This window comes from Vibrio mangrovi, assembly GCF_024346955.1.
Classification (GTDB): Bacteria; Pseudomonadota; Gammaproteobacteria; order Enterobacterales; family Vibrionaceae; genus Vibrio; species Vibrio mangrovi.
In genome coordinates this window covers 962053-982666 of record NZ_AP024884.1, presented here as the reverse complement: position 1 = coordinate 982666, position 20614 = coordinate 962053, and the positions used below count along the sequence as shown (strand labels likewise).

At 47.6% G+C, this 20614-nt stretch carries 17 protein-coding genes; 8 read left to right on the top strand and 9 right to left on the bottom strand.

The window, feature by feature from the left end:
• Positions 1-10 precede the first annotated feature (10 nt).
• A complete protein-coding gene (locus tag OCU74_RS20470; RefSeq protein WP_234993647.1) occupies positions 11-1048 on the bottom strand; it encodes a porin family protein in 1038 nt (345 codons plus the stop codon).
• Positions 1045-1485 carry a type 2 periplasmic-binding domain-containing protein gene (locus OCU74_RS20465; protein ID WP_234993648.1) on the bottom strand — a complete coding sequence of 147 codons (441 nt, stop codon included), beginning with the start codon at positions 1483-1485 and terminating at the stop codon, positions 1045-1047. The genes OCU74_RS20470 and OCU74_RS20465 overlap by 4 nt, the downstream gene beginning before the upstream one ends.
• Positions 1486-1586: 101 nt before the next feature.
• Here OCU74_RS20465 and OCU74_RS20460 point away from each other — a divergent pair, with 101 nt between their 5' ends.
• Positions 1587-4241, top strand: coding sequence for a hybrid sensor histidine kinase/response regulator (locus tag OCU74_RS20460; protein WP_087482915.1), 2655 nt, complete (start codon positions 1587-1589; stop codon positions 4239-4241).
• A 25-nt stretch (positions 4242-4266) separates the two neighbouring features.
• Here the strand turns inward: OCU74_RS20460 and OCU74_RS20455 are convergent, their stop codons facing one another.
• On the bottom strand, positions 4267-4734 hold the full coding sequence (locus OCU74_RS20455) for a dCMP deaminase family protein (protein ID WP_087482916.1): 468 nt from the start codon (positions 4732-4734) through the stop codon (positions 4267-4269).
• 590 nt (positions 4735-5324) lie between these two features.
• On the opposite strand from OCU74_RS20455, the gene OCU74_RS20450 reads away from it, so the two are divergent.
• Both OCU74_RS20450 and OCU74_RS20445 read left to right on the top strand, forming a co-directional pair.
• Positions 5325-5747: an OsmC family protein gene (locus OCU74_RS20450; RefSeq protein WP_087482949.1), complete on the top strand. Its 423-nt coding sequence runs from the start codon at positions 5325-5327 to the stop codon at positions 5745-5747.
• A 73-nt stretch (positions 5748-5820) separates the two neighbouring features.
• Entirely contained in the window at positions 5821-6630 is an 810-nt protein-coding gene (locus OCU74_RS20445; RefSeq protein ID WP_087482917.1) for an AraC family transcriptional regulator, read from the top strand.
• On the opposite strand, the gene OCU74_RS20440 is transcribed toward OCU74_RS20445, so the two are convergent.
• Positions 6563-7537 carry a M14 family metallopeptidase gene (locus OCU74_RS20440; protein ID WP_087482918.1) on the bottom strand — a complete coding sequence of 325 codons (975 nt, stop codon included), beginning with the start codon at positions 7535-7537 and terminating at the stop codon, positions 6563-6565. The genes OCU74_RS20445 and OCU74_RS20440 overlap by 68 nt on opposite strands.
• Before the next feature lie 216 nt (positions 7538-7753).
• Here OCU74_RS20440 and OCU74_RS20435 point away from each other — a divergent pair, with 216 nt between their 5' ends.
• The gene (locus OCU74_RS20435; RefSeq protein WP_087482919.1) at positions 7754-8677 is read left to right on the top strand and encodes a DUF808 domain-containing protein; all 924 of its coding nucleotides are present in this window, start codon (positions 7754-7756) and stop codon (positions 8675-8677) included.
• A 36-nt stretch (positions 8678-8713) separates the two neighbouring features.
• Here OCU74_RS20435 and OCU74_RS20430 read toward each other — a convergent pair whose 3' ends face one another.
• A complete protein-coding gene (locus tag OCU74_RS20430) occupies positions 8714-9625 on the bottom strand; it encodes a GGDEF domain-containing response regulator (RefSeq protein WP_087482920.1) in 912 nt (303 codons plus the stop codon).
• A 362-nt stretch (positions 9626-9987) separates the two neighbouring features.
• On the opposite strand from OCU74_RS20430, the gene OCU74_RS20425 reads away from it, so the two are divergent.
• Entirely contained in the window at positions 9988-12213 is a 2226-nt protein-coding gene (locus OCU74_RS20425) for a PAS domain S-box protein (protein ID WP_087482921.1), read from the top strand.
• A 9-nt stretch (positions 12214-12222) separates the two neighbouring features.
• A complete protein-coding gene (locus OCU74_RS20420; RefSeq protein WP_087482922.1) occupies positions 12223-14232 on the top strand; it encodes an ATP-binding protein in 2010 nt (669 codons plus the stop codon).
• A gap of 42 nt (positions 14233-14274) precedes the next feature.
• On the opposite strand, the gene pyrC is transcribed toward OCU74_RS20420, so the two are convergent.
• Positions 14275-15312, bottom strand: a complete 1038-nt coding sequence (gene pyrC / locus OCU74_RS20415; protein ID WP_087482923.1) for a dihydroorotase — start codon at positions 15310-15312, stop codon at positions 14275-14277.
• A gap of 220 nt (positions 15313-15532) precedes the next feature.
• On the opposite strand from pyrC, the gene OCU74_RS20410 reads away from it, so the two are divergent.
• Positions 15533-17353, top strand: a complete 1821-nt coding sequence (locus tag OCU74_RS20410) for a hybrid-cluster NAD(P)-dependent oxidoreductase (RefSeq protein ID WP_087482924.1) — start codon at positions 15533-15535, stop codon at positions 17351-17353.
• Positions 17354-17401: 48 nt separating this feature from the next.
• Here OCU74_RS20410 and OCU74_RS20405 read toward each other — a convergent pair whose 3' ends face one another.
• Positions 17402-18019, bottom strand: coding sequence for a hypothetical protein (locus OCU74_RS20405; RefSeq protein ID WP_087482925.1), 618 nt, complete (start codon positions 18017-18019; stop codon positions 17402-17404).
• Between the two features lie 263 nt (positions 18020-18282).
• Between OCU74_RS20405 and OCU74_RS20400 the strand changes: the two genes are divergently transcribed.
• The gene (locus OCU74_RS20400) at positions 18283-19389 is read left to right on the top strand and encodes a 1-acyl-sn-glycerol-3-phosphate acyltransferase (protein ID WP_087482926.1); all 1107 of its coding nucleotides are present in this window, start codon (positions 18283-18285) and stop codon (positions 19387-19389) included.
• 34 nt (positions 19390-19423) lie between these two features.
• Here the strand turns inward: OCU74_RS20400 and OCU74_RS20395 are convergent, their stop codons facing one another.
• Both OCU74_RS20395 and OCU74_RS20390 read right to left on the bottom strand, forming a co-directional pair.
• Positions 19424-20029 (bottom strand): hypothetical protein, encoded by a 606-nt coding sequence (locus OCU74_RS20395; RefSeq protein ID WP_234993649.1) that lies wholly within the window; start codon positions 20027-20029, stop codon positions 19424-19426.
• Positions 20030-20273: 244 nt separating this feature from the next.
• Positions 20274-20579 carry a YfcZ/YiiS family protein gene (locus OCU74_RS20390; protein ID WP_087482927.1) on the bottom strand — a complete coding sequence of 102 codons (306 nt, stop codon included), beginning with the start codon at positions 20577-20579 and terminating at the stop codon, positions 20274-20276.
• Between the last annotated feature and the right edge of the window lie 35 nt (positions 20580-20614).

The following is a 20614-nucleotide window of genomic DNA, read 5'->3' as shown; positions in this document are numbered from 1 at the left end:
CCGATAGTGGTCAGAATGTAAATGACAGAGCCAGCGTAAATATGTTGCTGTCGTTATCAATGGGAGCGGTCTGTACCTGAGTAAAGTGACCGGTCAATGGTATCTTCGGAGTACGGACATATTCCCATTCAGCATTCAGCACCAGCCGTGGTGTGATCGGATAACGAATGCCGGCCAGATAAGTCTGGTTGGCATGTCCGCGCAGTTGCCCGTATTGAACATAAGGCGACCAGCTCCCGATATCTCTGGATATGCCAAGATACCAGTCGGCAAAAAGCCCGGATTCATAGAGGGTTTCAAAGGAAATATTATAGCCGTGATACAGATAGTTAAATCCGGCAGAAAGCATATCCAGATCATAGTGATAGACTGTATTGCCGTTCTGTTTCTGATCGGAGTTGACGGACAGATAAGACAGGTGTAGCTGATGATCGTCCTGAAATAGATCGACGGTCAGACCGTAAGCACTGTCACTATCAAGTGTGAACGGTTCTCCGTAGAACTGGTAATCATTTTTTTCCGGTGCAGCAACATAGGGAGAAACTTTGAGTTGTAACTGATCTGTCAGCCAGTGTTCCCATTCGTATGCTGCGCCGTTGTAGTGAGTAATGCCGACAAAACTGTCATAAATATCGTGGGGCGGACGAATCCAGGGATAGGCTGCTGAAACATAATAATATTCCGACAGCAGAAAAATCGGGATTCTGAGACGGCCAAGCTTCAGCGTTGAACTGCCCTGAGTGTAAGCGAGGTAAGCCCATTCGAGTTCCGGGTCTGAATAATCGTCCTGTGGGCGTTTAACAACCTGAACTGAACTGCGGAACTGTTCATTGATAACCCAGTCGAGCTGAAGTCCGAGTGTGCTGTCGCAGTTTTCACAGGTTTCATCATGAATATCCCGGTAGGAAAATACCGGAACGCTGTTGTCAGAACGACTGAGACTGAATGTGCCGAATCCACTGACACGAATGGCATCATTGAAGCTGTACTGTGCGCAGGCTCCGAAAGTGATCATCCATAATGAAATAATTATTATCCAATGCTTCATAGAGATTCCTCGTCACCCAAACGATAAAGAATGCGTACCTGATCTGAAATCCAGTCCTGAGGAATGTAAGCAATGCCGTTCGGATGTTCGTTCAGCCACTGGCTGACGGTATTCATATCCTCATTGTGTAATTCATAAGGGGGGATAAACTTGCCGGAGAAACTTTGTCTGGCCCGGATTGCCTGCATCTGTGTCGGAGACTTCCCCAGCAGACGATGGTAGAAATGCGCTCTGATGGCAGAACCGGAAGGAAGATCGGCTAACTGAACGTTGCTGCCGCCGATATGAGTCAATCGTCCCCGGTAGAGCATCTTGACCTGAATGTCGGTTAACTCCGGGAGCGCATTGGCCCCGGTAACAATTGCGAACTGATCTGCAATACAGGACGTACTGAACAATGAAATACAGAGAAACCACCAAACACCGACAATACGCAAATATAGTTCTCCATGGCAGTGAAATTAAGTTCGGGCAAGTCATTACATAGCGTCTATATTTAAACAGTAGGTCAGCCTCGCAAAGTTTCAAGGAAGAAATCATGTCGATACTCAGATGTTTATCGATAAAAACCCGACTCATTGTTCTATGTATCGTACCGGCCATGATAATTAGCTGGGGTGCGTATCAATGGTTCATGCAGGTGGAAGACCGGATGAGCGGATATGCCAATACGACATTCCGGATTTCGATGCTGGAGAAAATTTCTACATTATCTGATCAACTTTACCAGCTTTTGAATATCAGACAGGAAATGGGATCGATTGAGCCTCATCAGTTATCTCTGTTTCATCAAACTTCCGACACATTGCGAACCGGATTAAAACAGGGACCGGAGGACGTTCTGGCTTCTGTCGACCGGCAGGTTATCGTCTCCAATCTGGATGAATTGTCAGAACTGACGGATCGGTTGTCCGGCATTCAGAATGAAGTGCTGATTGCTCAGTCTCTGTGGGGGTTTGATTTAGTCTATGAAATGCTGGTTGCCCTACAGAAACAGTCAGGCCATCTGGCTCCCACCAATATTTACCAGATGGAAGCGACTTTTGATCAGTTAAGCTGGTTTTTGTACTGGATTGAGCGGGAAGCCTGGCTGATGCAGGAAATCCGGATGAATCAGCATGTCGATTCTTTTCTGAGGCAGGAATACTTTGAGATTATTGCCAGACAGCAGACCTATCTGGAATATTTTGTCAATTTCGGTGCCAGCGATACTCAGTTGAATCAGATCACCAAGTTTTTATCGCAGCAGGAATTTCAGCACGCCAGTATGCTGAGAGAAAAAGTGCTTCACGATCGGATCGAGCCTCAGTTACTGGATGAATACATCAATAATCTGGAACGCAAGCAGGATGCATTGCATCATCTCTTTCTCGGATATGCAGAGACGCTGTCACAGAAGATTCAGACACGGGTCACTCAGGACGAACAGTTTATCCACACGGCGATTATTTTTGTGGCTCTGACATTATGCGGTCTGATTCTGCTCAGTATTAGTACGTCATATCGTATTTCTTCAAAACTGAGCCGGATTCTACATGCCATGGCACAGATTAATGAGAAGTCACTGCAATGTCGTGTCGAAAAAATTCCGGTTGACGGTAATGATGAATTTTCTCGTTTTGCTCTTGGCATGAACGATATTATGCAGAATCTGACCGAGCATAAAGCACGTCTGGTTCAGGCAAAAGAGGAGGCTGTCTCTGCCAACCGCGCCAAGAGTGCTTTTCTCGCCAATATGTCTCATGAGATCCGGACGCCGCTAAACGGGATTATCGGCTTAACGGAAATGCTGACCATGAACGGCCTGACCGCAGCACAAAAAGAAGTGATTGCGGATATCGAAGTCTCTTCACAAACGCTACTGATATTGATCAACGATATTTTAGACCTGTCTAAAATTGAGTCCGGCAGACTGACGATTTCTCCACACAATTTCAACATTAAAGAGCTGGTTTATGATGCCGTCAACATGTTGAACTCCAAAGCTGTAGCACAGTTCAATGAGCTGCAAATCTCACTGGATCCGAAATTACCGACGCAGATCGTTGCCGATGAATTTCGCCTCAGACAGATTCTGATGAACTTTCTGTCCAATGCGGTGAAATTTACACAGGAAGGTAAGATTCGAACGGAAGTTATTTTTCAGGAATCGGAACCGATGCTGATCTGCCGGGTAAAAGATACCGGGATTGGCATCGATATGGAGAAAGTGGATAAGATCTTTGAACCGTTCAGTCAGGAGGATGACAGCATCACACGTCGTTATGGCGGAACCGGACTGGGACTGCCAATCTGTAAACAGTTACTGGAGCTGATGGATGGTTCTCTTACTGTTGAGTCGACCAAGGGGAAAGGAAGCTGTTTCGAGTTCAGAATTCCGGTCAAGCTTCCTGCTGAGCAACCGAAACCGGAGCATCTGTCATTTCATGCGATGCTGATTTCTAACAGTTCGGTCTACAGTGCTCAAATCCGGCAGGAGTGTAACCGGTTGGGCGGCGAGCTGATCAGAATCGAATCGCTGGATGAGATTGGTCAGAGTCTGGATGAATCGCTGGATATTATTCTCTACTGTCCCTGTCTGACCCGCAACGCCAGTAATGATATTGAAAAACTACGGCAGCTTTTCCCGTCGGTAAAAATCATCACTTGCCAGCATCACTTGTTCTTAAACCGGGCACTGGTGAGTCTGGCCGATGCCAATATCACCCTGCCGTTTCTCGGTGCGCGGCTGGAATCGGCATTCCGGGAAATGCAACCGGCGGCGAGTCTGGCGACGACCCGGGCAAAAAGCAAAGTGGCAGGCCCACGTCCCGGTAAACGGATTCTGGTGGTTGAAGATAATCTGATGAACCAGAAAATCGCCAGTTTCTTTCTGGATAAGGCTGATTTTGACTATACCGTTGTTAATAATGGTCAGGAGGCATTAGACGTCATCACTCAGGGCGGACAATATACCGCGGTGCTGATGGATTGCATGATGCCGGTGATGGATGGTTTCACCGCGACCCGGAAAATCCGCCACTGGGAAATTGAGAATCAATGCGGGCACGTTCCTATTATCGCCCTGACAGCCAGTGTTCTGGACGAAGACATTACCAAATGCTACGAAGCAGGCATGGATGCATACCTGCCTAAACCTTACAAAGCTGAACAGTTGCTGGAAGTGTTTAATTCCCTTCAGGTTTCATCGTAGTGGGTTCTCTGAGTGGTAACCTCGCCTAACGGGTATTGATATCGGTACGGTTTTTCAGTTCGTTGAGTGGGATCCAGAAAACCCGGACACCGGCCTGATTAAACATATCCTGACTCACCTGAATTTTATCACTCCAGCGAGAGAGAAAATCTTCATTCTGTTCCGGACAATATACTGTTGTGATACCGGTCTGAATGATTTTTGCTGCACAATTGGGGCATGGAAAGTGGGTGACATAAATATCGCACCCGTCCAGATCCCGTTTGGCAAAGAGGATTGCATTTTCTTCGGCGTGCAGAGTTTTGAGATATTTCATATCCCGGTCATCGACATCGACGCTATCAGAGATTCCATGAGGATATCCATTGAATCCGACAGAGATGATGCGATTTTGTTTGGCAATTACGGCACCGACCTGAGTCGAAGGATCTTTACTCCAGGACGAGACCAGTTCGGCCATTTGGTAGAAGCGGTGTACCCATTTTGACATCATTGGCTGACAACCTCATGTGGTTTGTGTCTGTAACAGTGGTATAGAAGTTTATATTGAATTGGACGCGGAGAAAACATGGGTGTTATTTATGATTTGTTTTGTAAGAGATCTCTTACAAAATCTGTGAGCGATTGCTGCTTCTCTGTCAGTATTATACTGTTATTATTTTTTAACTGATTGATTTAAATTGATTTGTTTGTTTTGTGAACTTCATCGTTCTCTATTATTTTCGGGATGATTGTTTGCACAAAAAAGGAATTCGCGTATTCTGAACTTGTCGGTAGGATGCTGACACGGAACAGGAAAGGCCCAGGGACTGGTCATCTTCAGGAAGAAGATTCGATGATTCAGGATGATTCATCGGCATGGATCGCAAAGGGACACACGCCAAGACGGCGATGTAATGGAATGAGCTGAAGGATTCAGCAGACTATCAGGGAATAGATGCAGGGAGCACCTTTAGTAGCCGGATTGCTGCGAGCAGAACAGAAACCCCACCAGGCATAGCTTGGTGGGGTTTTCTATTTGCATTCCGGTTTGCTGTGTGTAGGATAAGCTGCGTTTTCTGTGAATAGATGAAGGTTGAGCATATGCATGCTGAAGTCACTTGGGTTGATGGGTTGAAATTTGTGGGTCACTCGGCGTCAGGCCATTCGGTCGTTATGGATGGGAGTGGCGGAAAAACAGCACCGAGTCCGATGGAAATGGTTCTGATGGCTGCCGGAGGATGCAGTTCTGTCGATGTTGTGGATGGCCTGAAATCGGCCGGACAGCGTGTAACAGACTGCCGGACTAAACTGACCACTGAACGTCGTGAGACGGCTCCACGGCTATTTACTCAAATTCATATTCATTTTCAGGTTTCCGGTGATGCATTGGATCCGGCCATTGTTGCGAAAGTAACGGCTGACTCGCTGGAAAAATACTGTTCTGTCTGCCTGATGCTCGGTAAGGGGATAGAGATGAGTCACAGCTGGGAAATCGTTGCGGATGATGTGGCAGATGCATCCTAAAGCGAATTGATTCAATTCGTTAAGTACATTTGCTAATCTGGTTTGTTAAGCTATTTTTTAAGAAAGTCCGCTGATGAAAAAAAACAGATCGGCCTGGCGGCTTCATCCGCAGTTTGCCGTAAAGCAGGCTCCTTCAGATGTGTTCATGAACTTTGAAGCGTTTGTTTCCAATACCGAAACGCGGGTTCATAGTCATCCCTGGGGACAGGTACAGTTGATCTCCGGAGGCATTCTGGAAATGGAAGCAGAAGATACCCGTTTTCTGGCGCCTCCTCAACTGGCGATCTGGGTTCCCGCCGGGGTTGTACACCGTAGCTATAATCGTAGGCCGATCGAGTATTGTTCGTTGAATATCGATCAGTCTCTGACGGCTGCGTTTCCTGAAAAGACCAGTCTGATAAAAATCACTCCGATTGTTCAGGCCATTATTGAAGACTTTCGCCAGCGTCAGGTGAGTGTCGCACAGTGTCAGGCTGATCACCGCCTGATAGAAGTGTTGCTGGACCAGCTTTCGGCTCAGGAAACAGAACTTCACTTCTTACCATCATCCACACATAAATATCTGGCTCCGGTGCTGGCTGCGGTTGAAGACAATCCGGCAGATGATACCAGCCTGAAACTTTGGGCTGAACGGGTTCATACCACAGAACGGACACTGGCGCGCTGCTGTCAGAGCGAACTGGGTATGAGTTTTACCGAGTGGCGGATGCGGGTTCGTTACCTTCACTCCATGGAACTGTTACGCCATGGGCGATCCGTCAAAGAGGTAGCGTATACGCTTGGCTATCGTCAGGCTAGCCCTTTTATTAATATGTTTAAAAAGTACGCAGGTGTGACACCTGAGCAGTACAAACACCGCTTTCCAGCTCTTGACGAACGATAAAGTCTAATCCGCCGGTAATGGCTGCCACCTGTGCGTCGTTACATTGTTGCCGGGTGATTCGCGGACTATTTGGGAAAACTTCTGTCGTGGTGTGATAGCGGCAGTTGGTGATGCCGCCACACAACCCCAAAGCTTTCATTGCGTAAAGAATGACACCATCCTGTACTGCCGGTGAGCCAATGATTTTTCCGTTACTGTCACTCGGCGCAATATGAGTGACCTGACGAACGGATTGAATGACGGCTTTCTGAAATGGTAGCTGGGGGTTTTCGGTGTGACCGACGGTGTAAAATCCATCCGGAATGCTGCCCGGAACATATTCAAGACCTTCTCTTGCTGCCAGAGCCGGACGGAATTCTGATTCATCTTCAATGGTTGTTTCGTGTAAATCAAAATGCGCCAGAATGTGTGCCCGGGTCATATAAGATGAAAGGAGTTGGATTAGGTGAGAAGCTTCTTCACAACGGCTGAGGGTATAGAATGACCGGTTTGGATCGATGGCACAGGGATTCCAGCGGTTACGGGTTTCATAACCCCAGGGACTGACACAGGGAATCGACAGGATATTGAAATGTTCCAGATAACTGTCAGCTTCGTCTTCGAGAAATTGCAATGCACCGATGACGCCACTGGTTTCGTAACCGTGAACACCACCGGTAATTAAAATCACAGGGCGCTCAGGCCGCCAGTTCTGGTTTCTCAGATAATACAATGGATAACGATCCGGATTAAAAGAGAGCATGCCGTAAATAGAGACACGAAATCGGTCTTTGAGGGCGGTAATACGTTTGACCACATCATCCTCATAGCTGCGACGGATCCTGGCTTTATTTTTCCATTCCAGTCGTTCCGCTTCTCCCCACGCTTTACCGGGCGTGCCAATCGGATAGAATTTTTCTGTGATCATGTCAATTTCAGCCTTCTGAGTCGTTGTTTTATTGGGTGTACTTATCTGAGATCACCTAGGTATATGTTCAAGGGTATATTCAAGCTTAAGATCAGAATGTAAATGCTGCAAATCGGCTGATTAAGGTTTGTTGTTGTACCCGGTTTATGTGCTTGTCTTACAAAGTGAATCAGGTCATGATAAATTTTGCGTTTTTATCTGATGAGAGAATCTGTCATGGCCGGAGCAAGTTTATTAACTCTTCTTGATGATATTGCGACGCTACTGGATGATATTGCGGTAATGTCTAAGGTGGCGGCGAAGAAAACGGCTGGGGTTCTGGGCGATGATCTTGCACTGAATGCCCAGCAGGTATCCGGTGTGGCGGCAGAGCGGGAAATTCCGGTTGTCTGGGCTGTAGCAAAAGGCTCGTTACGCAATAAAGTGATTCTGGTACCAATTGCCTGGGGATTGAGTCAGGTGGCACCCTGGCTGATTATGCCATTACTGTTGATCGGTGGTTTGTATCTCTGCTTTGAAGGTGCGGAAAAGGTAATTGAGAAATGTAGTCATGCGCCTCATCACGCCGGGGATGATGAACATGAGGCTGCCGATGAATCTCTTTCTCTGGAGGCGTATGAGAAACGCAAAGTTGCCGGAGCGATCCGGACGGATTTTATTCTGTCGGCAGAGATTATTGTCATTGCTCTGGGAACGGTGCAGGGACAGTCCGCCCTTGATCAGATTCTGGTGATGAGTTTTGTTGCCGTGTTAATGACCGCCGGGGTTTATGGTCTGGTCGCCGGAATCGTCAAACTCGATGACCTCGGCTTCTATCTTGAGCGGCGTTCCCGGAATCAGGGGATTTTGTCGGTGCTCGGTAAAATGCTGATTCACGCTGCGCCCCGGTTTATGAAACTGCTGACCGTGGTTGGAACACTGGCAATGTTTCTCGTTGGTGGCAGCATTATTGCCCATCAGGTGACGTTCCTCCATCACGGAATTGAATCACTCGTTCATTTGCTGCCTGATATGTACATGATGCAGTCGCTGGGCTTGATTGTTGCTCAGAGTATAGCCGGGCTGGTGGCAGGTCTGATTTTAGCCGTCGTGTGGACATGGGGAAAACGGCTGTTTAGCCGTTCCCAAACTGCCGAATAAGATCAGTCTGCTATTTTAGGAAGCTACCTGCGTGTTTCATGCAATGTAACGTGCTTTCCCGGAATTTTTTGCCAGATAGAGGTTCTCATCGGCTACTTTCAGCAGCGGCGTCAGATCATCGACCATCAGTTGAGAAGATGCCGCGATACCGGCGCTGAGTGTTAATACATCAGAATAGGAAACATTGTTCTTGATGTTAATTTCTCTGACACTGTTGAGTATCCGGTCTGCCACATAAATTCCACCTTTAATATCGGTATCCGGCAGAATGACCAGATATTCTTCACCACCATACCGGATAGCAATATCGGTTGGCCGGAATAGCTGTTGGGCAATTTCAAGTGCGACTTTTTCAAGAACCACATCACCGAAAAGATGACCGTATGAATCGTTTAAGATTTTGAAATCATCAACATCAAGCATAATCACTGCCAGCGGTTGTTGTTCCCGGATACACTGGCGTAAGATTGACGGCACCTCTTCAGACAGGTATGTCCGGTTATACAGGCCGGTCAGTTGATCCCGGAAAGTCAGTTTTTCCATCAGCTCAAACTGAAGTTTATAACGAATATGGTGTTTAATCCGGTACAGTAATGTCGTCGCATTGACCGGCTTGCGGATAAAATCGTCCCCCCTGACTTCCCAGCACAGGTTCTGTATTTCATCTTCCATTGATGCGGTGACAAAGATAACCGGAATCAGGGCTGTGAGCGGGTTATCCCTGAGTGCCTGACAGACTTCAAGGCCATTCATCCCCGGCATTTCCATATCCAGAACCACAAGATCCGGCTGATGTTCCAGACAGTAGTCAATGGCTTCTTCCCCGGTTGCCACACAGTCACATGGAATATATTGTTCGATCAGAGAACAGAGTAATACTCTGCACCCGGGTTCATCATCGACTACGAGTACCTGGCACTCGGAAAGTGATTTATGCTTTGTTTCCACATGCTCCCCTTATCCTGTATTGCCATTAAGGCAGATATCACTCTTTATCCGCAGAGTCACTGGAAGTCCGGTCAGACACTGCGGTGTGTGTTATCAGTGATGTATCCCCTTTCAGGGTAACTATAGTCTAGTTTTGATAACGTGTACTCATGCGGTATCAGTATTTTTATTGAGATTATTCACAGGGATGAGAGAGAGAAGTAGATTTATAGGGCAACCGTGTCTACATTTTATTCAAAGCATAATAAATGCTGCTTTCGGGATCACTACCCTTCGCAGTAAATGATAAAAGTCACGTCTTTGTTTCATGAGTATGAAAGGCTGGGGATTTGTTTCGTGAATTTGCGAAAGAAGGACTTTTCATGCTGAAATTGGCACAATACTGGCGTGTTGTCAGTTTTTTCTCTCTCTTGGTGGTGGCAGGGATTTCTGTCATTTTTTTACTCAGCCGATACCAGCACACCCAGGTTGTTGCAAATGTGGAAGACGCTTCCCATGGCGATCTGAAGGCTGGTGTCCGGGTCGCTGAACGCATTATTTCTGATGTCAGCGGTGAGCAGCAGCGGCTGGTACGTTTTCTGTATGGCACACCTCCGGTTAGCGGTTTAGTCCGTGCTTCTGAGCATGGTGGTACCGATCCGCTTGACGGAACTGAATTTCCTCAATGGCAGCAGCGGCTGCAGACCATCTTTATCTCGATGATGCAACAGTATAATTTTGTCACCCGAATGAGAGTGATTCTGGCCGACGGGCAGGAAATCATTACTGTTACTAAAAAGGGTGGGCAGGTTCAGCTGGCTACCGCAGAAGACTCAATGAATCAGTCGAATCAGGATTATTTTCGGGAAATCAGTCAACTGGCTCAGGGTGATATGTACTTTTCTGAGATCGGTTTAAGCCGGGAAGCCGGTCATATTCGTTTGCCCTATCAGCCGGTTATCCGGGTCGGCATGCCGATCTATCACGCTGACGAACAGCACCAGTATGGACAGCTTGTGGTTGATTTTGATGCTCAACAACTGGTACAGAGCGTGACTTCCGCATTAAGAAAGCGTTTGATTCCTATACTGACGACTGAATCCGGCAGTTTTATTTATCACGCGGATCAGATCCGCCAGTTTGGGCGTGAACTGCACTCTTCTCATAGCTGGGAACATGATTATCAGAAAGATTCTCCTTTAGGTGATATTTATCCGGATGTGTATTGGTATACCGATACACAAACAGGAGATCGTTATCTGGTCACCTCTGAGTCGGTTCCATTGGGAATTCCCAGTCATCAGTTTCGTATCCACTCCAGCAGGATTGTTATTCATATGCTTCTCTCGGAGCAATTCCATCATGCCGAATTGTTGGAGAGAGATAATTTTAGCCGGGCAACCATTGCAGGCGCGACCATCTCGGTTCTTGTCCTGATTGCAATTGCTGCATTTACCTTCCGTATCCGGATGCGGCTGGGGTATCTGGAAGAGCAAAACCGGGCAATTATCAGTGGTTCTGTCGATGCAGTGATTGGGCTGGACATGGCCGGACGTTTTTCTATCTGGAATGAAGCTGCAGAAAAGTTATTCGGTTATCCGGCCAGTAAAGTTCTGGGAACGAAAGCCAGCCAACTGACATTGTTTGAAGATTTTGATTATCTGCAATTCTGGCTGCGGATGAAAGCCGACTTGCAACCGATGACAGAAGAACTTCAGGCAGTGACGAAGACCGGAATGCTGATCCCGGTTTCGGTGAGCTTTTCGCCTATCGTGATGGATAAAGGTTACGCCGTCGGTATCGCCTGTATGGTCCGGGATATCGGGCAGTATAAAGCTTATCAGGCAGAGTTGCTGAAGCTGATTCAGGGGTTGGAAGAGCGGGTCACAGAAAGAAGCCGGGTTCTGACGCAAGAATATAAGCAAGAAGTTGAGGCTCTGAAACAGCAGCAGAAAACCGTCACTTATCTGGGGAATGAGATGAAGCTCCGGCTTGATGATGTTCAGGAAACGTTAGGTTTATGTCATCAAGAGGCTTCGACACCACGCCAGCAACGCTTGCTGGATAAGCTCGGACAATATTCGCAAACACTAACTCAGTTTGTACATGATCTGCTGTGTTTATCCGCGAGCGAAGCATCTGAGCCAGAGGAGATACTGATGGAAAGCTCTGCCAGTAAAATACAGGTCGGCAGCAACGGGACAACTGAAAATATCCCTCAGCAAGATAGCGGGGAACCGCCGGAGCTGATTTGCTGGAACCGGAGTGGGGCGCTTAGTCGGATGATGAATAATGAGGCACTTCTGGAGCAGATTACCCAGATGTATCTGGAAAGCGCACAAGAGAAGCAGGAGTTACTGCAACACTATGTTCACAAGCATGATCAGGAAGCGGTACGCAGACAGAGCCATGCGATGAAAGGGCTGGCAGCTGATATTGGGGCAGAGATTGTCGCAGAGTATCTTGGCGAGATTGAGCAGGGCGCGCTGAATACCGATCATGCTGATTTGCTGGCCTTATATGAGCGTTTTAGTGATGCTTATAAGCAGTTGCTTTCAGAAATGACAGGCTACGTTCATGGTCAGACTGCTGATCATTCTTCATCGTAAGGAGTGCTTATGAAAGGTCTGCTTTCGGGGAGTATGCCATTCGGGAAGAAAATCCGGCTGAGCTATAGCCTGCATCTGGTCATGTTGCTGACAATCAGCCTACTGATTATTTATACCTTACATAAAGAGCAACAGACTGCCGAATGGGTGGAACAGGCAAATCACACCATTGCCGGGGCAAATCAGGTGATGATGTTGATTATTGATCAGGAAACCGGGCTGCGGGGTTATATGCTCTCCGGCGATGATGATTTTCTGGAACCTTATTACAATGCCGGTCAACGCTGGCGTAATCAGATCCATCAACTGAAAATTCTGTCCCGGAATACGCCGTTACAGCTCAGTAAACTGGAACGGATTGAAGCGCTTTATCACCAGTGGACACATCAGGTTGCCGGACATCAGCTCCAGATGATGGACGAGCAGCTTCCTCCACTTAAGCGGTTTAAGCATATCCGGGAGCATATGTCTCAGAAACAGGGAAAAAAGCTGGTGGATGAAATGCGTCAGGTCAAAGACGATTTTATCCGGGCAGAAGAACAGTTATTAGAAAAGCGCCTGCGACAGGCAGCTCTGTGGGAGCAGATTACTTATATCACGGCCATTGTGCTGCCGCTGATCGTGTTTTTAGTTATGGGGTTGTATTCATTACGGCTCTCCAGAGATATTTCGAAAAAGATTCAGCAGTTACTGGATGCAACCCGGCATATCCGTAATGGCGATTATAACTATCATGTTCTGATTCATCCGGGGGATGAATTTTCCACGCTGGCTGATGGATTCAATCAGATGAGTCATACCATTCAACTGGAGATTCAGGAGCGGGAACGGGCAAATCAGGCCAAAGGTGAATTTCTGGCTAACATGTCACACGAAATCAGAACACCAATGAATGGTATTCTGGGGATGCTGACATTGCTTGAAAGATCTTCTCTGGGGCAGGATGAAAAGCATAAGCTGGCGATTATCCGCAGTTGCTCCGATATTTTACTCAGTGTAATCAATGATATTCTTGATCTGTCGAAAATTGAGTCAGGTGAAGTTTATCTTGATGAGGCACCTTTTGAATTGCCTCAGGTGATTCAGAATGTTGTGGATTTGATGCAGAGCAAAGCGTCAGAGAAAGGGTTAAACCTGACATTGTATCTGGACGAGCAACTGCCGCTTGCCTGCCGGGGTGACAGTACCCGCATCCGGCAGATTTTGCTGAATCTTTTAAGTAATGCGATTAAATTCAGTGAGCGGGGCTCTGTGGATGTTATCGTCGGTGGTGAATTCACCGACTTGGATCGTTATGCGCTGAATGTCCGCGTCCGGGATCAGGGGATTGGTATTTCGGCTACCGATCAGAAAAAACTGTTTCAGCCTTTCTCTCAGGCAGATGCATCGATCTCCCGGCGTTTTGGCGGAACCGGATTGGGGCTGGCAATCTGTTATCGGCTGGTGAGTGCGATGCAGGGACATATTTCGGTAACCAGTGAACCGGGAACCGGCGCTGAATTTCAGTTCACTATACCGCTTCCGGTTGTTGAAGCCGATAGCGTAACACCGGACTATGAAGCGCACCGGATCGCAGATAAAAAGTCAGCGAACCGTATACCGCTTTCAATTCTGCTGGTTGAAGATAATGAAGTGAATCGTCTGGTCGCTGAGGCATTCCTTCAGCAACTGGGTTACGAAGCAGAGCACGTTACGAATGGTGCAGAAGCTGTCGAAGCCGCTCTGAAATCTTCCTATGATATTATCTTTATGGATATGCAGATGCCGGTCATGGATGGGATTGAAGCGACTAAAATTATTAAGGATCAGTTGGGTGATCGGGTTGAAGTGATAGGGATGACCGCTAATGTGATGGCACAGGACCGACAAAGTTGTCTGGATGCCGGGATGAGTATGGTGCTGACCAAACCATTAGACTTAGGTAAACTATCCGATGCGATCGATGATGTTATTTCCAGACAACAACCTGAGTCGACACAGCCCGATAATGGAGATTCCATCACATTGGCAGAGTCCTGACGGACTTTGCCAATGTAGAGCGTGATTCAGCCTTGGCCTGAATCAGTGATCGGATGTCACCTGCCATGCAATGGTTTCACCGGCCCGGATCGGAACGACGGTTTCGGAACCAAACGGCATAACTTCGGGAACCTGCCAGGGTTCTTTGACCAGCGTAATGGTTTCAGTGTTGCGGGGCAGACCATAGAAGTCTGGTCCGTGATGACTGGCAAATCCTTCCAGAAACTCCAGTTTACCTGCCTGCTCAAAAACTTCGGCATACAGTTCGATGGCTGCATGAGCTGTATAAGATCCGGCACAGCCACAGGCATTTTCTTTGTTTCCTTTGGCATGAGGAGCGGAATCGGTTCCGAGGAAGAATTTGGGATTTCCGGATGTCGCTGCCTGAATCAGTGCCTGCTGGTGGGTATTACGCTTCAGAATCGGCAGACAGTAATAGTGCGGTTTAATGCCGCCAACCAGCATATGATTACGGTTATACAATAAGTGGTGTGCTGTGATTGTCGCAGCAACATTTGCTCCGGCCTGAGTCACGAACTCGACCGCATCTGCGGTAGTAATATGTTCCACCACGATTTTGAGCTCAGGGAAATCCTGAACGATAGGGGCGAGAACCTGTTTCAGAAACGTGGCTTCCCGGTCAAAAATATCCACATCGTTCGTGGTGACTTCGCCGTGGATTAACAGCAACATACCGACATCCTGCATGGCTTTCAGCACCGGGTAGATATTTTTGACGGAAGTAACGCCGGAATCGGAATTGGTTGTGGCTCCGGCTGGATAGAGCTTGGCCGCAACAACCAGCCCGGATGACTTGGCCTGCTTAATCTCTTCGGGACTGGTTTTGTCCGTCAGATAAAGAGACATCAGCGGAGAGAAACCCGCACGTGGCTGAGCATCCATAATTCTTTGCCGGTAAGCCTGAGCCATTGCCGTTGTCGTGGTTGGTGGAACGGTATTGGGCATGATGAGTGCACGGCCATTATAGCGACTGATATCACGCACTGTGTCTTCCAGAACTTCTCCATCACGGAGGTGTACATGCCAGTCGTCGGGGCGGGTCAACGTAAGTGTTGTCATGAAACATTTCCACCTTTGTCTCTGATGTTAAATGTCAGTCCACCACTGATCGGATCGGTGAACATGACGCGAATGCGTGTGAATCATAGAAGAAAAAGTAATGGATTTCACCCATTAATTCCGGGCCGTTCCGAAAAATGCAGTCGTCACTGCCGGTTGATTGATTTATCATGATACGTCTGAAAATAACAACCATAGATAAAAAGCCAAAGGAAGGACAATGACGTCAGCAACAATTGCTCAGATTAATATTTACCCGGTTAAATCGGTTGGTGGTATTTCAGTTTCACAGAGTTGGGCTGATACAGAAGGACTGGCATTTGACCGGCGGTTCATGCTGGCGTTTACCGATGGTGGCATGGTCACCGCAAGAAAGTTTCCTCAGATGGTGAAAGTCCGTTCGGCAGTGATGCCCGACGGACTGGTATTTCAGGCACAGGATTGTGAACCGCTGCGAATTCGTTATCAGGACTTCAGTATGGAAGAAGTCTCGACCACGGTCTGGAAAGACACATTTGCAGCTTATACGACAACGAATGAGGCCAATGACTGGTTCAGTCACATTATTGGCCGGCCGGTGAAGTTGCTGTTTACCGGGGAACATTCGCACCGCTACCGGGAGTCGGTCGGTAATACGGTCGGTTTTGCCGACGGCTATCCGTTGCTGGTGATTAGTCAGGGTTCTTTGGATGAACTCAACCGGCGCAGCCCCGAACACCATTTGATGGAGCAGTTTCGGACCAATCTTGTTGTCTCTGGCACCGAACCCTTCGCAGAAGATAGCTGGAAGCGTATTCGGATAGGTGAAGCAGAATTTGAAATCGTGAAGCCGTGCAGCCGTTGTATTCTGACGACGGTCGATGTGAAAACCGGTCAGTTGAAACCGACCAAAGAGCCGTTGAAAACACTGTCTCAGTTTCGGAGCGATGCCTCTGGCGACACATTCTTCGGGCAGAATCTGGCGGTCCGCAAAGCAGGAATGATTCAGGCTGGTGATGTGGTTGAGGTCCTTGAATACAAAGAAAAAGAGCACTATCCGGATAATCAGCCGAAGCGGCAGACCATGACTTGTGTTGAGCGGGAAGAGATCGCCCGGGACTTTGTTACTTTCTGGCTGGAGCCACAACACGGCCAGATTCCGGTCTATCAGCCGGGGCAGCATTTACCGATCGAATTGATCGTGGACGGAGAAGAGGTTGCCCGGCATTATACGCTTTCCTCCAGCCCTTCCCGTCCCGGCAGGCTGGCAATTTCTGTCAAGCGGATGAGTGGTGGTCAGGTTTCGAACTGGCTGCTGGATAATTTTCAGATTGGTGATGTACTTCAGGCACTGGATCCGAACGGTCAGTTTCATCTGCAATCCGATTCAAGTCATCATCCGTTGCTCCTGCTTTCAGCCGGGAGTGGCGTGACACCCATGCTCTCGATGCTGCGTTATCTGGCGGATCACCAGCAGGTCAATGATGTGGTGTTTTATCACCAGTGCCGTTCAGTGGATGACATTCCATGCCGGGAAGAGTTAGAGCAACTGAACAGCCAGTATTCCGGGCTCAAAGTGATCATTTCTCTGACTCAGCCACCGATAGACTGGTTTGGGCTGAAAGGCCGGTTTTCTTTGTCGCATTTGCGCCAAGTGAAAGATGTTGAACGACGCCAGGTCTTTGTCTGTGGCCCGGATGGTTTCATGCAAAAGGCCAGAAATCTGCTGATGAAAGCCGGATTACCTGCAAATTATTACCATCAGGAAGCCTTTGGAGCGCAGAAGGTTGCTGAACGTCCACATCAGACGGTAACACTGACGATTAACGGGCAGACAATTACCGGAAATAATCAGCAAACTTTGCTGGAACAGGCTGAAGATCAGGGCATTGCTATCAGTAATAGCTGCCGGGCCGGATTATGCGGTTCTTGTCGGGTAAAAGTGACACAAGGGCAGGTTTCCCAGCCCGATGTTCCGGCATTAGGTGACAAAGACCGGCAAGCCGGGATGGCGCTGGCGTGTTGCTGCGTTCCGGATACGGATCTTGAAGTAAGTTACTAACTAAGGTGAATGACTGGCAGCCCGATCGTACAGCTTCCTGTTAGCGATTCAGGATGTCAGACCAAGCAGACTTTGGCGCAGCTGTTGAAAATGCGCCAGTTGACCATCAAAAAGCTGGTCGGCGATCTGGGCTGCTTTCGCGCCGGACTGCATTTTTTTCTGCGCTTCCCGTAGGAGCAGAGTCAGATGTATCTCCGGCGGTATGCCGTCAACCGGTGCCGGATGTTGTGTCTGCCACTGTTGCAGTAGTCGGGTGAAGCTGTTTTCACGGAGTTCGGGACGAAAGCGCAGCACTTCATCGGTGAGTACCCCAAGCAGGTGAGGGTAGACGGCTGTCTGACGAGTACATTGTTGCAGGCGTTCCAACAGAGCCTGACATAATGTTCCCGGCTCGACATAACCGGCCTGTTGCGGGAAATCGTAGTTCAGGCGGGCTGAAAATTCGATGCGTGTCAGTTGAGTTCCCGGAAATATCGTTAGTGCATGAAGACACTGAAAAGGAATCCAGATGGCTTGTCCTGCCTCTGCTGCATATTCATATTTGCCCAGTTTGAATAAAACCATCCCTTGTCTGACGAGCAGAAAGACATGTTTCAGTGATCTTTTCCGGGACGTCATTTGCAGATAATCTGTTGTGACTGACTCAGCCTGAATAGCGTAATGCATGGATATTCTCTCTTGCTTAAACGCGCATAGGTTAACTTGTCCGTCATAAAAAGCCAAATGGACTAAACTATATTCAACCTATTGTATTTGTGGCTCCGGATGATTCCTGTTTAAACTGCACGAATGATTTTCATCACCGAACCCGAATAATTCTCCATTGTTACTTCTTCTGGTCAGACCAGTTTCTTTGTTTTCTAACAATAGCTGCGATCAGGGGAAAGTCCGCGTAGAATGAGCCAGTTTTTTTCGAATATAGTATTACAATGACATCAATAACAGACCCCTATGCAGAAATTCGCCCTTATGAAGATGCGGAAATTCCTGCCGCTATTCATCGTTTGATTCAGGATGATGAATTTATTCACGCGATCGTTCAGCACCGGTTTAAACACCATGCTGAATGGTTACAGACACTGATCAGCCCATGGGTAAAAATTTATCTGAAGCTGAAATGGCGGAAACTGACTTCTGTTGAAGCAATCCAGCTTGAAGTGAAAAAGTATCTGGAACAAACATTAGCAACTACCAGTGGTGGTGTAACCTATTCCGGTCTGGATAAGCTGGATAAAAATCAGGCTTATCTGTTTGTTTCAAACCATCGTGATATCGCGATGGATCCTGCTCTGGTCAATTATGGTCTGCATATCACCGGACATCAGACGGTCAGAATTGCGATTGGTGATAACCTGTTGCGCAAGCCTTGTGCTACTGAGCTGATGAAGCTCAATAAAAGCTTCATTGTTAAGCGTTCGGCTAAAGGCCCGCGGGAAATGATGAAAGCGCTGGCGACACTGTCCGGTTATATCAAAAACTCGCTGGACACCGGTCACTCTATCTGGATAGCCCAACGTGAAGGGAGAGCTAAAGATGGGAATGATTTTACCGATCCGGCGATTCTGAAAATGTTCCATGTCGAAGGCCGCCAGCAAAAGATCGATTTTGCAACTTATGCAAAATCGCTGAAAATTGTGCCGGTTGCAATCGCTTACGAAAATGATCCCTGTGATATCGCAAAAGCCAGAGAGCTTTATGAGAAAGCAACACTGGGCACATATGAGAAAAGTGAATTTGAAGATATTGAGAGTATCATTCAGGGTATTGTCGGAGAGAAAGGCCGTATTCACGTTGCATTCGGAGATGTGATTGAACAGGATTTCGAGACGCCTGAAGCGCTGGCCGACGAAATTGACCGACAGATTCATCAGCACTATAAGCTATTTCCGATTAACCAGCTTGCCGCCGGTTGTGAAGGCGATGAGGTGACACAAACGATACGGGATTTACTTCAGGAAAAACTCGCTTGTCTGCCGGAGGGTGCACATGAGTATCTGCTGGCCAGTTATGCAAATCCGGTGAAAAACAAACCATAGCGACTGAAAATGTTCTGATGTAGCAAGATGTGACTCATCTTGCTACAGCTCCTCCCAGTGTGAGATTCTTCGGCCATTTCTGAATAGCATTTCCGCCCAGATAAATATTTCCCTGCACCGTCATGGTTTCCGGAAATTCATGAATTCCTGAACCGCCGATATACAGATTTCCTTCAACAATCAGACCTTCGGGCAGCTCGGTTAAAGGCGTCCGGATAACACTCAGATCACCTTTGACTCTTAATCTGGCCGGTAATTTTTCCAGAGGTGTATCGGTAAAATTCAGATAGCCACCAGCCCGGATGCCACGGGGCCAGTTTTTAATCTGGGAGCCGAGCAGATTTGCATAGCCTTTAATGATGGTTCCGGGAGGTACAGTTTCCAGCTGACAGTTTGTTGCAATCAGCCCTCCCTGAATATTGATGCCGCGCGGAAGTGCGCGCATAGGAGTTCGTGAGATGTCCAGATCCCGTTTGACGACGAGCCCCGATGGTAACTCACTAAAGGGTTTACCACTGAGATCCAGATTTCCGTAATTATCCAGATAATTCAGGAGCTGATAGTGATTCAGCGCCTTCGCTGAAGCCGTCTGCGAAACGCAAATCAGTAAGCTAATGAATAAGATCAGAAATGAACGCACCGGATACCTGAAAACTAAACCGTTGATAAAGGCAGTATGGCGGATTGCCCGGTGGCTTGCAATCCTGAAAGGTGCTGCCGGAGGATGAGCATCGAGATAATGATTTATTGTAGTACGGGATGCCGGATGGGATAAAAGTGAAAAGTTGACGATACACTTAAGGTATTTTTAGATTCGGAAATATAACAACAGAGCCATATTTAACCCTGACTCTGTTGTTAGAAGATGTCGTTATGCTGAATATTTATCCCCGAACCAGAGAGCGGGATTTGAGTTCGAAAATGAGTTTTTCGGCACTGACTTCAAACTGAAAACGGGCATGAAGCTCTTGTGCGTCTTCATTTATTGGCGTTGCCTCGTATTTCACATTGGCGCTGACCTGTTTTGCCAGTGCAATATATTTATCCAGTTCTGCCTGAAGTGCGGCAGCACCATTTGCCAGTACGGTGACTTCGGCTACATCATCACCTTCTTTGATGATGTAGCCAATTTCTCCGAATGTTCCACAGGCTTCGCAGATTTCGTTTTCTGTATTGTCATTTGTGTTCATAAAATTACCCCGTTTGTCAGGAACTGATAATCAAG